Here is a 14,193-nt window from a genome sequence, read left to right as displayed (position 1 = left end):
GTTTACTGATGGAAAATTTATTTAATAATCTCGATTTAAAAGAAGTGAATAGATTCAATGCTGGATGCTGTGTTGAACACTTAGCAATTACAATCACTGAAGCCGGAAGTGATTACTTAGTGGCGACGATGCCAGTTGATGAAAGAACAAGACAACCATACGGCGTCCTTCACGGTGGAGCAAGTTGTGTGCTAGCAGAATCTGTGGGTTCTATTGCTTCAAATATTATTCTAGATTCTTCAAAATACTATGCAGCGGGCTTAGAGATTAACGCCAATCACGTTCGCCCAGTGCAATCAGGAATTGTAACGGCAAAAGCATCGGCCGTTCACCTTGGAAAGTCGACCCATATTTGGGATATTCGCATCACAGACGAGAAAGACAAATTAGTTTGTATCTCTCGCCTTACGATGGCAATTATCAAAAAGTAGTTTTTTATTTTTTACTTTTTCAAAAGACGAGTTGGCATCTCAAAGGCTTCATTAGTGAGCTTCTCACCAGTCTTTGGATGCTTAACCGTTCTAAGTGCTACGAAATGGAATAAAAGAGGATTGATTGAGTAGATTTCGTTTAAGATCTCTCTTTCCTCTTCTGTGATAAATCCCTTCTCTACAAGATCAGTCGTACGATAGATCCAATTGATTGCAGGTAGTGGATAGTCCGATCCATACATTACACGATTGTGAAATTGCTTATTCTCAATCATCTCAATTAGCGGCTCACTTAGTCTTTCATAAATAATAAGGGCCGAAAGATCAGTGAAGAGATTCTTTTCATATTTCTTTTCTTTAAATAGTCTCCAGAAAAGATCAGAACACTCAGCCTGTACACCACCATTATCTAAGTCTTCACACTTACCACGAGATGCCGCGTGTGAGATGATAACATCGACACCAAGATCCAGTGCATGACGTAGTCGAAGTGGGTTTCCTAACTCTTGAAATTTATCACCTTCAACCGCCTTCTCCTCACCTGCGTGAGTGATCAGTGTCATATTATATTTTTTAAGAGTTTTATAAAAGGGAATAACCTTTTCATTTGCAGGATCAATCCCCATTGCATTTGGAAGCCATTTAACAAATTTAACTCCACGTGCTGCCCATTTTTCTAGTTCCTGGATTGCATCTTTACGGTATGGGTGTACAGAAGCAACCATCTTAAAGTTAACTGGATGCTCTTGTGATAGCTTCCATACGTATTCATTCGGAACGTGAAACTCTGAGTGTTTTAGATCTTTGCTTCCATCTAATTTATAGTGGTAATCAAATGCTAGTGCATAAGCTGGAATAAAGTGTGGTTGATACGTCATAAGATCAACAAGGCGAGAAACATATTGCTCATCGGCTTGAGATTCATCATCAACACCTGAAGCAGTAATATAAACATTGAAACGATTATATTTTGATAAGTGATTATACCAATCTTGCATCTCAGGATTTACCCAAATACCACTACCACTATTTCCAAGCCCAACAATATGAAGGTGAGTGTCTCTTAACTTTTTAAGATCAATTCCTTCATAAGACTTTTCAACAAAGTCTCTCACATGCTTGGGTAATTTATCGTATTCGTTTGGTTCGTAATCAAAGTCACCACCAAGTTTTCCATATAGAAGAGAGCATGATGACAATAGCATTGCTAGTGTAATTAATAATAAATTTCTCATTAGAATAACCTTAGACCTTTTTTATAGTCGTATTTAACTTGTAGAAGTACGCTGAAGTGATCATGATCATCACGGTCGTGATTTACACCAATAATAGCATCATAAGTCCACTTATCCTTTTTAAATTGATTAAGCATACCCACGTATGCAGTATCTTGCTTACTCTTTTCAGACCATGAACGAAAATGAAGAGCTCCGAATGTATAGGTATCACTATATTGATAGGCGATGATATTTCTCATGACATTAACAATATCATCTGTATAAATCTCCATCGAGTGAAGTGCATTTACGACGATTCCCGAATAATCACTGTATTTGAAATACTCTCTTTGAAAGTCATTGATCATAACCAATTTCTTATAGGCCAACACATTCTCAACTCTTATATATGAACGTGTCCCATCAGCATCACAAACTTGTGTTTCACAATCAAAAGTCGAAAGCTCTTTTGACGAGCGCCAAACTTGTTCGCTTCCAGCAGTGAATCCCAGAATTGAAATTGGAAAGAAATCGATACGTCCACCAACCGAATTAATTGTTCCACTAGTATTAAAATAAGCTGATTCACGAATAAACCCATAAATCTGATCATTGTATCGCCACATCTCTTGGCTTATTCCTGCATCAACTCTTGCAGCTGCACCTAGAATATAACTTCGATAACCTGCTGATGCAGATAGATCGTATGTAGCCTGAATGTTAAACGTAATTAGACATAAACACAGAAGTAAAAACTTATTCATCATCAATCAACTCTTTTGCAATTTGTGAAATCTCGCGACCTCTTGGCGTACGTATTAGAAAACCTTCTTTTAAAAGAAATGGTTCATAAACATCTTCAATTGTGGAGCGATCTTCAGCAAGAGTTGCACAAAGCGCTTCAATACCAACAGGTCCCCCACCATAATACTCTTGAATAACAGAAAGGATGCGTCGATCCATACGATCAAGACCATGTTCATCAATTTCCATCATTTCTAGTGATTTTTTCACATCATTTATATTTACGTGTGAAGAATCACGAACAATGGCAAAGTCTCTTACACGACGAAGGACACGGTTAGCGATCCTTGGTGTCCCACGAGAACATCTTGCCATTAATAATTCTGCATCTGTATCAATTTTAATCCCGAGCTTCTTGGCATTATTTGAAATAATTACTGCTAATTCATCTGCTTTATAAAAATCGAAATGAAAATGGGCCATAAAACGATCACGCAAAGGATTTGATAAAAGGCCAGAGCGAGTTGTCGCACCAATTAGAGTAAAGGGTGCTATTTCAATTTGCATTGTTCTAGCGGCAGCACCATCACCAATAACAATATCTAAACGGTAATCTTCCATCGCCGAATAGAGAATCTCTTCAACAGAAATATGCATACGATGAATTTCATCAATAAAGAGAACATCGCGTGGCTCTAGGTTTGTTAAAATAGCAGCAAGGTCTCCCTTTTTCTCAATGGCCGGCCCTGAAATCACGTGGAGCTGACTTCCCAGGGCATTAGCTATAATCATTGCAAGAGATGTCTTTCCAAGTCCTGGAGGCCCAGATAAGAGAGCATGGTCCATTGACTGCTTACGCTTTACCGCCGAAGTCACCATGACATCGATATTTTGGACGATTTTTCTTTGGCCTATGTATTCTGAAAAATCCTTTGGCCTTAGAATAACTTCTTTTCTAGTTTCTTCTTCATCAAGAGTTGGATCAAAAAAGCGACCTTCAGACATTTACACCTCTTTTAAAACAAGGTGAACAAGTTGTTCAGCTCTTGTGATTTGATTTTCATCTAAAATTCTCTTAGCAAGTGGCATAACCTTGTCTTCCGTAAAGCCAAGTTCCTTACATGCCATGATTGCATCATTCATAAGAGCAGAGTCATGACTTACTACCTCTGTAACACTCTCTTCGAATAACTCAAGATTAAGCGGTGCTTGCACTGAAGCCTCACTAGAATGAGTTGCGCTAGCAGAAGCTTTTGAATACATTTTTATTTTTTGTGCTTTTCCACTGAGATCTAGAATGATCTGTGAAGCAGCTTTCGCCCCAACACCAGGAGCTTTCTGAAGTGTTTTCTTATTATCGAAAGTAATAGCATCGATAATATTATCGACTCCAATACTTGTCACAAGAGCAAATGCTCCTTTAGGACCAACGCCTTTAACACTTAAGAGTAATTCAAATGTTTTCTTCTCGCGAAGAGAACGGAAACCGAAAAGCTCCTCACTTGCCTCTTTCACAATATGTGAAATGAAGATTGCTGCAACAGAACCCTCTGGTAGAACATGTTGAAAATAAATTTGGTGACCTACTCCAGATGGAGTAAAAAGAATTAATTCGTTTCCATCACTGAAAACAACTTCGCCTTGTAATAGACCAATCATATAACCTACTTAGAAAATACTTCTTTTAATGTACGTGCTTTTGTACGAGTATGTGACGATTTTCCCTTTATTTTTGCCCTTTGTCCACGATTCAACGCGTGACAAAGCGCTATAGCAAGGGCATCCGACTCATCATGTGATTTAAAATCTAGCTTACCAAAGATCATACTAAGCGAGCGATCAACACTTTCTTTTGAAGCTAGTCCATGGCCTGTAACACTAGATTTTATTAAGTTTGGTGAATACTCAGTGATCTTTCCCTGGTACTTATCAGATAAGCCTGCGATTAAGGCCCCTCTTGCTTGCGCAAGTTTAGATAATGCCGGAATACTTTTTACATAAATCAGTGCCTCGACAGATATTTCATCTGGCTGATACATTGAGACGATATCTTTAATTGAAGAAGAAATCGTTGCTAAACGATCGAGAAACTCTGGTATCTTATCAAATTTTAAAACACCTGAGTCGACATACTTAAATTTTCGACCTTCCACTTCGATAACGGCCCAACCAGTAGTACGAGATCCGGGGTCAATTCCTAGAATATACATAGATTTAGTATAAACGAAAAATTTGAATTTACGAGCGATCTACGCCTTTTATCATATGGCCGATATAAAAAACTGCTGATCCACCAATAAATTGATAGAGCTCGAGCATTTCATAGTCACCTTTTTGTAAACCAACAAAAAGACAAAGCCCAACTGATGCGAAACCGATTAATTGTAGTGCTAATCCTAACCAAAAAAACATATCACTTGAATACGACTTAATTCTGAAATTGCCAATACCAAGCAATAAAGATAATATGTGTTAATGCAAAATGAGACAAAATTACTATATGCGCAACCAGTCATAGAAAGGCAAGTTGAACTCCTTAAACAAGAGTGTATCACCCTGAAAGAACAAGGTGTGGTTCCTAGTTTAAAAGTAATTCTTGTTGGAGATAATCCAGCAAGTGTTATTTATACAAATAGTAAGAAGAAATTTGCAGAGAAAATTGGTGCAAGCTGTGAAATTGTTAATTTAGATAAAACAATTAGTGAGCAAGAGTTCGTAAAAATTGTTAATCAGTTTAACGAAGATCCAAATGTTCACGGAATTCTTATTCAACTACCACTTCCAGAATCACTTTCACAAATTGATACAACAGACCTTGTTGTCCCTCATAAAGATGTCGACGGTTTTCACTACGAAAACGTTGCTAAGCTTTATCGTGGACAGCTTGGTGAAACGTCAATGATTCCATGTACACCAAAAGGCATTGTGACAATGGCCAAGTACTACAAAGTAGATTTTTCAGGAAAAAATGTTGTTATCGTTGGAAGAAGTCTAATTGTTGGTAAACCACTTTCTTTATTACTAACGAACTTAAATGCAACAGTTACACTTGCCCACTCAAAAACGCAAAATTTAAAAGAGCTAACGAAATCTGCAGATATTATTGTAACAGCAATTGGCTCACCTAAACTCTTTACAAAAGATTACTTTAGAAACGATCAATCACAAGTTGTCTTTGATGTTGGAATCAATCGAAGCAGTGAAGGCAAGCTTTGCGGTGATTGTGATTTTGAAAATATTAAAGATCAATTAGCGGCCATTACTCCAGTTCCCAAAGGAATTGGTCCAATGACTATTTTCAGTGTCTCTCAGAATTTAATTAGCGCCGCTAAGAAATAAAACCTAAGGAAATTTATGAAACAAACATCACTTACACAGGCGCATCGCGACCTTAAGGCAAAAATGGCAGACTTTGCAGGTTATGAAATGCCGATTCAATATGCTGGCGTAAAATCTGAAGTTGAAGCTGTAAGAAGTAACATCGGTGTTTTCGATGTTTCACATATGGGTGAATTCTTTGTAACAGGGCCAGATGCCGTAGCATTCGTTGACTATATTATTACTAATGATTTTACAAATGCTGAAACAGGCAAAGCTGTTTACTCACCACTTTGTCGTGAAAATGGAACAGTCATTGATGATTTAATTGCTTACAAGTTAGAAGATCAAAAAGTTTTAATCTGTGTAAATGCTGCAAATATCGATAAAGATTGGAATTGGATTTCATCAAAAACGCAAGGTTTCAATATTGAACTGACAAATCAATCAGAAGACTATTCTTTACTTGCGATTCAAGGTCCTAAGACAGAAGAAGTTCTTTCTAAACTTGGCTTTGACTCAGTAACAAGCGCCGCCTATTACTCGGCTTATGAAAGTATGTGGAATGATGAGCACGTAATCATGGCAAGAACAGGCTATACAGGTGAAGATGGATTTGAAGTCTTTGGTTCACATGAAACGATTCAAAAGCTTTGGTCAGAACTTCTTAGTGCAGGAGTTACTCCTTGCGGGCTAGCTTCACGTGATGTTTTAAGACTAGAAGTTTGTTATCCATTATATGGCCATGAGTTAAATGATGAATTAACTCCACTAGACTCGGCCCTTAAGTGGACGGTAAAACTAAACAAAGAAAATTTCATTGGTAAGAATGCTCTTCAAGAAACGACGCCCACTCACCGACTAGTTAAGCTTTCTATTGATAAGGGGATCCCTAGAGAAGGTTACGAGATCCTAAATGACCAAGATCAAATCATTGGGGTTGTAACAAGTGGAACAATGTCTGTGACTAACTCTCAAGGGATTTGCCTTGGACTTGTAAAGCGTGATTTATTTCCTGAAAATAAGAAATTTAGAATACAAATTCGAAAGAATGTAATAGATTCGAACTATCATACAAAACCATTTGTTACCGGAGGGCACAAATAATGACTAACATTCCAACAGATCTTAAATATACAAAAGAACACGAGTGGGCAAAGATTGAAGGTGATATCTTAACAGTAGGTATTACAGATTTCGCACAAAACTCTCTAGGAGATATCGTATTTGTTGAACTACCAGAAGTAGGTCAAGAATTCTCTAAAGATGACACTTTTGGAGTTGTAGAATCGATTAAGTCAGCAAGTGATCTTTATATTCCAGTTTCTGGAACAATTACAGAAATCAATGAGGAACTTCCAGACTCACCAGACAATCTAAACTCTGAGCCTTATGAGTCTTGGATGATTAAGGTAAAAATGTCTAATCAAGATGAACTTTCAGACCTTCTTTCAAACGAAGAATACGAAAGCCTTTGTCAAGAATAAACAAAATAAAATCTATTTTAAATTCTTACATATGCCCTCGAAATGAGGGCATTTTTTTATTTCAGTAACTTACAAATTTCTCACTTAAAAATATTTTCAATTGACCAACTTTTTCCTTTACGAAGTCCTACTAAGGCTTCATACTCGCATTCTCCAATGTTCATCAATAAATAGAGACAGGTATTAAATGCATAATCAAGAATCTATTCAGCTAATCAATACGGCAATCATCAAGGGTAAAGAGAAGAAGATCGATACTACTTATGAGGATAGATTAAACCAAGCATGTAACTCGACTGCTATTGCAGCTATTTCAAATGCCATTCAACAATTAGCAGAAACTGATCGTATCTCTTACGATCAAGCCGCTATTAAAATCGTTGAAACGATTAAAGAATTAGATCAGGTTTGGACTGACTACGTTCTTATGGAAGGTATTAACAATATTAAAAAGATGCTTAAAGGAAATACAAAGCACTAAGTCTTAGTTCTTTGTAACGGCAAAGCCCCAATCGATATTTGCATGGCCATTTTTAACTAGGCCAGATGGTGGGTTAGGAAATGGCCCAGCTTTATTAAAAGCCTCAACTGCAGCATCATCTAACTCTTTTACTCCAGAAGTTCCATTAACGATTACATTAATGATTTTACCGTCATTATCAAGGACAACACGTACATTTGTTAGGAACTTTTCTCCTGCAGGTCCACGACGATTCTGACGATATAGGGACTCCATTTTTTGACGTAGAGTTGATCCCCAGTGTTGCTCTAATTGCTGTTTAATTCTAAAGTAGAAACCATAATACTTATACTCAACGGTATTTAGCTTAGTGAAGTCACCTAACTTCACATCTTCAAGGTGGTCATTTGAACTAGCAATACCTCGATGATTCTTACTGCCAGTCTTTGTACCTTTTACTAGGTTCTGATCTTTCTCAAGTGGAGAATTTTGTGCAACAGCAAAGTCCTCGAAGCTAATTCGTCCAGTCTTGGACTTTGTCATCTTACGCTGCTCTTTCTTCTTAGTTTTAGAACCTTGCTTTTTCTGATCAATTTTAGAATTACCAACACCACCTATATTAAAAGCGGCAACTTCTTTGGCCTTCGTTTCACGATCAACCTTATTATTAGTTTCACTCAAATATTTGGCATTATCTGCTAATTCTTGATTCGTTTTAGCAGCTGTAACAATTTGACGAGGCTTTTCTCTGTTTAGTCTCAGACGAATTCGCTCAGGCTTTTTTTCCTCTTGAGGCTTTGTAAGAGATAATGAAAAAGATGTTAGCTTTGAAGGCATCAAAGAAATATGTACTACTAGCGATAATGCTATTGCTAGGTAGATATATGTCTTATGGGTTTTGTGAACTAATTCCAAAGTGTCTCCGAGAAACTAACTATTCTTTAGCCTTCTCGGAGAAAATATCGAAAAATTTACTACATATTTTGATTAATTGTTAAAGAAATCATCATCTTCAAGAATTGCACCTGTTTCTTGACTATTTTCCTCTTTCTTAAAGAAGTTATTCTTAGAATTAGATCCAGGTTCAGTTCCTTCAACAAAACTTTCCAAAAACTTTGATCCTGAGCCATTTGCAAGCTCACCAGTTTTCTTATCAATTGATACGTTTACAATACCAGCAGGCATCTGGAAGTCTCTTTCTCCATAGATCTGAATAGAACGTTGCATATATGATTTCCAAATAGGCATCGAGGCCTTTGTTCCAGTTTCAGGCCATCCCATTGTCTGATTATCATCCATCCCTGTCCAAACACCAGTAACAATATTTTGTGAAAAGCCTAAGAACCAAGCATCAACATAACTACTCGTTGTTCCTGTCTTACCACCTAAGAACTGACTTACACTAAGAGCACGTCTTCCTGTCCCATTATGAACAACACCCTTGAGAAGGTTTGTCATAATATAGGCCAATCTTGGATCATAAACTTGTTCTTCATCTAGATTTAATAAATATGGATTGACCGCTTCTTTTTCAAACTCATTGTGAGAATCACTTTCCTTTTCACGAACATTATCAGTTTGATTTAAGTTTTTAGATTCTTTAGCAAGCTTCTCTAATTCAAGTTTAGACTGTGTCGCAAAGTCATCTTGGAAGAAATACTCTTTTCCATTACGATCTGTGATTGAAATAATTGATTTAGGAAGTACCTTTTTTCCCCCGTTTGGAAAAATTGAGTACGCGCGAATCATTTCAAGAAGTGTAACACCAAAAGATCCAAGCGAGATCGACATATCATTTGGCATATCAGCATGGAAATTAATACGATCTAAGTAGTTAAAAATTTTATTCATTCCCAAATCAAGTGCAATCTTAATAGTCGGAATATTTCTACTGAACTCAAGAGACTCTCTAAATGTCATTGGCCCCTTAAATTTTCCATCATAGTTACGAGGCTTCCAATTTAGCGCTTGGTTGGCCCCTCCAAGGGCCTCAGGAGTATCTAAAATGATTGTATTGGGTTGGTAACCATTTTCTAGTGCTGCCGCAAAAAGCAGTGGTTTAAAAGCTGAACCTGGTTGACGCTTTGATTGTAGAGCACGGTTAAACTCACTCTTCTCAAAATCAACACCACCAACCATTGAAATAACTTCACCAGTAAATGGATTTAGACTTAAAAGTGCTGCTTGAACCTTTGGTTCTTGCTCAAGAGAACACTCAAGATACATTTGTTCTTCAAGTGTCTTATAATCTTTAAGCTTCTTGTAAGTGTTAAGATATTGCGAGTATACATGTTCTGAAAACTTTGAACTAAAATCCTTAATCTTTACATGAATGATATCACCCTTTTTTAAGATATCATTTGGGTTTTTAACATAAGGAAAGTACTTTCTCGCGTCTGTATACTTTCTCTCGTGTGCCCAACGATAAGATTCATAAGGAATAACACCCGTAATTCCACCGACAGAAATGATGATATTTCTCATACGTCTATCTAAGCGTAAAACTACCGCTTTATATAATTTATCTTTTTCTAACTGCCCAAGTAATTGATCATCAGCACTATATCCAGGATAAAATCTAGAAGAATAAAGTTTAGCTAATTGTTCTTGAGTAAAATCTTTTAATACAGCAAGCTCATCTTCTTTTAATTGAAGCTCGTACTCTCTTTCATTATTTTCAGTAAGAGTGAAGTAATTTGACTTCTCTTTATATAACTCAACTCGGAATTCTTCGATATACTTGTCTAGCTCTTCTAATTCAATATGACCGATAGGCCCTTGAAAGCCTTGACGCTTATCAATTTCGTCAGCACCTATTTTAATATTTTCTTCGGCCGTTTTTTGAAGGTCATAATTTAAAGTTGTTTGAACAGTAAAACCTTCAGTAAGAAACTTTTCCTCACCTACAATATCAATAGCCTGTCTTCTAACCCAGTCCGTAAAGTAACCAGCAAGAAAAGGACTATTTCTTCTAAGCTGATACTTTATCTTTTCCTGAAGCGCTTCTTGATATTCTTCTTTAGTAATTTTCTTGTTCGCGAACATACGACCAAGAACGTAAGCCTGTCTCGTTTTCGCATGTTGTGGATTTCGGTATGGAGAATACTTTCCTGGAGCAACAAGAAGTCCTGCAATAAGAGCAGACTCTGCAACTGTTGCTTCATTCAATTCTTTATTAAAATAGCCGCGAAACGCAGACTTAACACCGTAGTATCCACCACCAAGGTATACTTGATTTAAATAAAGAAACAAAATCTCTTCTTTATTAAATCTTTTTTCAATTTTTTGAGCGAGCAGAAAATCTTTAATCTTTCTAGTGATTGAACGCTCTGATGAAAGAAGTAGAGACTTGGCTACCTGTTGTGTAATTGTAGACCCACCTTGTACAACACGTCCTGCCTTAAGGTTTGCTACAAGAGCTCTCATTACCCCAAAGTAATCAACACCATCGTGGTTATAAAAATTTGAATCTTCTGCTGATAGAAAAGCATCAACAATACGTGGAGGGATTTCATTAAACTCCACGACCTCTCTATTCTCTTTACCAATATTATAGAGAACGACACCATCCTTAGATAAGATTTTTGATTTAATTGGTGGATTGTAATCTGCAAGACTACTGATTTTTGGTAATGTAAAAGAAAAATATACTAGTATCGAGAAGACAAATAATCCTCCAAATAAAACCAAGAAGGACATTAATACTAATAATCTTTTTAAATGTTTCATAAATTCTCTTTTATAATTTCACACTTCTTCATTAAGCTATAATTCTGCTTAGGCATATTGATTTGAATCATTTTACCATTTATCTGATTTTTAGAAACCGATAAGTTTTTATCATATGCAAAGACGAACACTCTCTGGGCAATTAGACGAGAGATGTCTTCTGAAGTAATTTCAATTTGAGCAGCGAGTACTTTCTTATTATTTTCAATATTATTTCTTACACCATCTACAATATTACCTTTCGTTCTAAAGGTAATATTTCCATTTGGTGCAACAGTTGTAAGATAATAGGCAATACTAGATTTTTTGATAGACCTAGCGTTTATGTTTAGATTTTCAATTATTTCGTTCGCATCATCTCTTTCTTTTAATCTAAAAAACTTCCACTTAACAAGTTCAGGCTTTTTCGTCTGTGAAAGCATGGCCGCAATTGCAGAAGAACTTCCAATTCCCGCAACAAAATTAATTTTCACATCATTTTTCATAAGACATGAAACATAATCCATTACATCTGTATTAAAGTCTTCACTAGCACCAATAATAATACCGACAGTATTAATACGTTCACCTTTTAAACTTTGATTTGTACCACTGCTTACTTGTCCAGGGCCATACTCAGTATATGATGATTTTTCATCAACTGAAGGTATGACACTTGTTTCTTCAGCGTCTACTGAGATCGTTACAACTCTTTGTTCTTCTTCCGGTTGTGTCTGGCAAGTATTACTCAAGAAAACAAAGACCAAGAATATAAGAATGAAGTTTAATTTATTCAATTTCTTTTTCTTCTAATTTATCTGTAAGTTCTAAAACTTTCTTTTCGACTTTTTCAAGGTAGCCCTTGCTATCAGTATATAACTTAACCCCTTCCTCGAAGTTTTTTAAACTATCATCGAGAGTAAGTTCACCTGATTCAAGTCCATGAACTAATTCTTCTAATCTTTTCAAATTCTGTTCAATATCAATTTTCTTGACCATATTTCACCGTGTCATTTTCTTAACGTTATTAAAACCTATATGGACTAATATTCCCATACTTTGCATGTTCTTTAAATAAAAAGGTGTGATAATCACTACTTACATCGTGGGTCATTTTTACCTATGTAGGTAATTTGGCACCCTGGTTGGTATAGTTAAAGAAGAATTTGCCAGGAGGGCAGATGAAAGAACTATGGGTACCGTTATCCGGTGCAATCGCACAACAACAGAAAGTTGATACAATTGCCAATAATGTTGCAAATGCCAACACGCCTGGATTTAAAAAAGATCAACTCGCATTTAAAGAGTATTTAACAGCACTAGACAAAGGTGTTGAAGATATTGATTTACCTAATAAAGAGTGGGCACCAGAAGACTTCTATCGCAGCTATGGTGCAGAACACGCAATGGTTAAGGTCGATGGCTCATACACAAATTTTACTCAAGGAACACTATCTCCTACGAGTAATCCACTTGATATTGGTCTTCGTGGCAATGGATTCTTAGCTGTAGAAACACCAAAAGGTGTACGTTACACAAGGCGTGGAACACTTTCTCTGCGCCAAGATGGAGTGATTACAACTCAACAAGGGTATCCAGTTCTTAATAGAGAAGATAACCAACCTATTTCAGTCCCACCAGGTACAAGAAATATTACCTTTGCTCTTGATGGTGCAGTCTATGCAAATAATAACCAAGTTGGTGCACTAAATATTACAGAATTTAATGATATGCATGCCTTAAGAAAAGAAGGTAACTCTCTTTATATCAATAATAATGAAGGTAACCTTAAAGATCAGATTAATACTTCTGTTCACCAAGGATTCATTGAGCAATCGAATGTTAATGCTGTTTCTGAAATGTCTGAGTTAATCAAAGCACACCGTCATTTTGAATCAATACAAAAAGCAATTAAAACTTATGATCAAATTAGCTCTAAGTCAGTTAATGAAATGATCAAATTCTGAGGTAGTATGAAAAATATTATTCTATTTATTACATTCCTACTCATGGCCCGCTATTCATTTGGAATGATGAAGGCCCTTAATATTGCAGCAACAGGGATGGCGACACAAGAGATGCACGTTAACACGATCTCAAATAACGTCGCTAACCTAAATACCATCGGATATAAAAAGCAAAGAGCTGAATCAGAAGATCTTATGTATGAAACAATCACTGAAGCAGGTTCTCGTTCAGATGCGAACTCAAATTACACAGTTGGTGTACAAGTTGGTTCAGGATCGAAAATCAGTGGTGTAAGAAAGGTCTTTTCAGCAGGTGCACCCAAAGTAACAAATAACCCTTTTGATCTAATGATTAATGGTGATGGTTTTTTTGGAATCATTAAACCAAATGGACAAATTGTTTATACAAGAGATGGTGCATTTAATGTAAATGCCCAAGGGCAACTTGTTTCAAAACAAGGATACCAAGTCTTTCCAGGGATAACATTCCCACCAGGTGTAGCAACAGTTAGCATTGGTAACGATGGAACAGTTGAAGCCTACTTTAATGGACAAGTAGAACCTCAAGTTGTTGGACAAATCCCTGTATTCACATTTGTAAATAACCCAGGTCTTCATAACGATGGAGGAAACTTCTATCGTCAAACAACGGCAAGTGGCCAACCTATTCAGGGTATTGCGGGAACGAATAATACAGGTTCAATGCAGCAAGGAGCTCTTGAAATGGCCAATGTAAGTCTTATGAATGAGATGACGGATCTTATTAAGGCGCAAAGGGCCTATGAAATGAACTCTAAGGTAATGGGAGTAGCCGATCAAATGCTACAAACTGTTAACAATATAACAAGATAATAGGAAGAA

Annotated in this window: 17 protein-coding genes; 7 read left to right on the top strand and 10 right to left on the bottom strand. The window is 36.5% G+C overall.

Going from position 1 to position 14,193, the window contains the following annotated elements; all coding sequences use genetic code 11:
- Positions 1 to 8: 8 nt before the first annotated feature.
- The gene (locus ACRXC1_RS16490) at positions 9 to 431 is read left to right on the top strand and encodes a hotdog fold thioesterase (protein WP_392909655.1); all 423 of its coding nucleotides are present in this window, start codon (positions 9 to 11) and stop codon (positions 429 to 431) included.
- An 11-nt stretch (positions 432 to 442) separates the two neighbouring features.
- Here ACRXC1_RS16490 and ACRXC1_RS16485 read toward each other — a convergent pair whose 3' ends face one another.
- Genes ACRXC1_RS16485 through ACRXC1_RS16460 form a run of 6 tightly spaced genes read right to left on the bottom strand, consistent with a single transcriptional unit; the run spans position 443 to position 4,804 of the window.
- Positions 443 to 1,666: an amidohydrolase family protein gene (locus ACRXC1_RS16485; protein ID WP_433660418.1), complete on the bottom strand. Its 1,224-nt coding sequence runs from the start codon at positions 1,664 to 1,666 to the stop codon at positions 443 to 445.
- A complete protein-coding gene (locus ACRXC1_RS16480; protein ID WP_433660416.1) occupies positions 1,666 to 2,415 on the bottom strand; it encodes a hypothetical protein in 750 nt (249 codons plus the stop codon). The genes ACRXC1_RS16485 and ACRXC1_RS16480 overlap by 1 nt, the downstream gene beginning before the upstream one ends.
- A complete protein-coding gene (gene ruvB / locus ACRXC1_RS16475) occupies positions 2,405 to 3,397 on the bottom strand; it encodes a Holliday junction branch migration DNA helicase RuvB (RefSeq protein ID WP_392909651.1) in 993 nt (330 codons plus the stop codon). Before ruvB ends, ACRXC1_RS16480 begins: the two co-directional genes overlap by 11 nt.
- Positions 3,398 to 4,051, bottom strand: coding sequence for a Holliday junction branch migration protein RuvA (gene ruvA, locus ACRXC1_RS16470; protein WP_392909649.1), 654 nt, complete (start codon positions 4,049 to 4,051; stop codon positions 3,398 to 3,400).
- A 5-nt stretch (positions 4,052 to 4,056) separates the two neighbouring features.
- Positions 4,057 to 4,602, bottom strand: a complete 546-nt coding sequence (gene ruvC, locus ACRXC1_RS16465) for a crossover junction endodeoxyribonuclease RuvC (protein WP_392909648.1) — start codon at positions 4,600 to 4,602, stop codon at positions 4,057 to 4,059.
- A 28-nt stretch (positions 4,603 to 4,630) separates the two neighbouring features.
- The gene (locus ACRXC1_RS16460; RefSeq protein ID WP_021267658.1) at positions 4,631 to 4,804 is read right to left on the bottom strand and encodes a hypothetical protein; all 174 of its coding nucleotides are present in this window, start codon (positions 4,802 to 4,804) and stop codon (positions 4,631 to 4,633) included.
- A 63-nt stretch (positions 4,805 to 4,867) separates the two neighbouring features.
- On the opposite strand from ACRXC1_RS16460, the gene ACRXC1_RS16455 reads away from it, so the two are divergent.
- The 4 genes from ACRXC1_RS16455 to ACRXC1_RS16440 all read left to right on the top strand — a co-directional run bounded on the left by ACRXC1_RS16455 (position 4,868) and on the right by ACRXC1_RS16440 (position 7,678).
- Positions 4,868 to 5,731 carry a bifunctional 5,10-methylenetetrahydrofolate dehydrogenase/5,10-methenyltetrahydrofolate cyclohydrolase gene (locus ACRXC1_RS16455; RefSeq protein WP_433660413.1) on the top strand — a complete coding sequence of 288 codons (864 nt, stop codon included), beginning with the start codon at positions 4,868 to 4,870 and terminating at the stop codon, positions 5,729 to 5,731.
- A gap of 15 nt (positions 5,732 to 5,746) precedes the next feature.
- Positions 5,747 to 6,817 carry a glycine cleavage system aminomethyltransferase GcvT gene (gene gcvT / locus ACRXC1_RS16450; protein ID WP_433660411.1) on the top strand — a complete coding sequence of 357 codons (1,071 nt, stop codon included), beginning with the start codon at positions 5,747 to 5,749 and terminating at the stop codon, positions 6,815 to 6,817.
- Positions 6,817 to 7,197, top strand: a complete 381-nt coding sequence (gene gcvH / locus ACRXC1_RS16445; protein WP_392861533.1) for a glycine cleavage system protein GcvH — start codon at positions 6,817 to 6,819, stop codon at positions 7,195 to 7,197. Before gcvT ends, gcvH begins: the two co-directional genes overlap by 1 nt.
- A 187-nt stretch (positions 7,198 to 7,384) precedes the next feature.
- Complete coding sequence (locus tag ACRXC1_RS16440) at positions 7,385 to 7,678, top strand: hypothetical protein (protein WP_392909644.1); 294 nt, start codon at positions 7,385 to 7,387, stop codon at positions 7,676 to 7,678.
- A gap of 3 nt (positions 7,679 to 7,681) precedes the next feature.
- Here the strand turns inward: ACRXC1_RS16440 and ACRXC1_RS16435 are convergent, their stop codons facing one another.
- The 4 genes from ACRXC1_RS16435 to xseB all read right to left on the bottom strand — a co-directional run bounded on the left by ACRXC1_RS16435 (position 7,682) and on the right by xseB (position 12,364).
- Positions 7,682 to 8,572, bottom strand: a complete 891-nt coding sequence (locus ACRXC1_RS16435; RefSeq protein ID WP_433660408.1) for an energy transducer TonB family protein — start codon at positions 8,570 to 8,572, stop codon at positions 7,682 to 7,684.
- Positions 8,573 to 8,644: 72 nt separating this feature from the next.
- Positions 8,645 to 11,386: a penicillin-binding protein 1A gene (locus ACRXC1_RS16430; RefSeq protein ID WP_392909642.1), complete on the bottom strand. Its 2,742-nt coding sequence runs from the start codon at positions 11,384 to 11,386 to the stop codon at positions 8,645 to 8,647.
- A complete protein-coding gene (locus ACRXC1_RS16425; RefSeq protein ID WP_392909640.1) occupies positions 11,383 to 12,162 on the bottom strand; it encodes a hypothetical protein in 780 nt (259 codons plus the stop codon). The genes ACRXC1_RS16430 and ACRXC1_RS16425 overlap by 4 nt, the downstream gene beginning before the upstream one ends.
- Positions 12,155 to 12,364, bottom strand: coding sequence for an exodeoxyribonuclease VII small subunit (xseB, locus tag ACRXC1_RS16420; protein WP_433660405.1), 210 nt, complete (start codon positions 12,362 to 12,364; stop codon positions 12,155 to 12,157). Before xseB ends, ACRXC1_RS16425 begins: the two co-directional genes overlap by 8 nt.
- Before the next feature lie 182 nt (positions 12,365 to 12,546).
- On the opposite strand from xseB, the gene flgF reads away from it, so the two are divergent.
- Together flgF and flgG are read left to right on the top strand one after the other, a co-directional pair.
- Positions 12,547 to 13,332, top strand: a complete 786-nt coding sequence (gene flgF / locus ACRXC1_RS16415) for a flagellar basal-body rod protein FlgF (RefSeq protein WP_433660403.1) — start codon at positions 12,547 to 12,549, stop codon at positions 13,330 to 13,332.
- 6 nt (positions 13,333 to 13,338) lie between these two features.
- Positions 13,339 to 14,184 (top strand): flagellar basal-body rod protein FlgG, encoded by an 846-nt coding sequence (gene flgG, locus ACRXC1_RS16410; RefSeq protein WP_021267403.1) that lies wholly within the window; start codon positions 13,339 to 13,341, stop codon positions 14,182 to 14,184.
- Positions 14,185 to 14,193: the final 9 nt, after the last annotated feature.

The organism is Halobacteriovorax sp. GFR8 (assembly GCF_050955245.1).
Classification (GTDB): domain Bacteria; phylum Bdellovibrionota; class Bacteriovoracia; order Bacteriovoracales; family Bacteriovoracaceae; genus Halobacteriovorax_A.
Note: the sequence above shows the minus strand (reverse complement) of the source record. Positions and strands in the feature narration are given on the sequence as shown.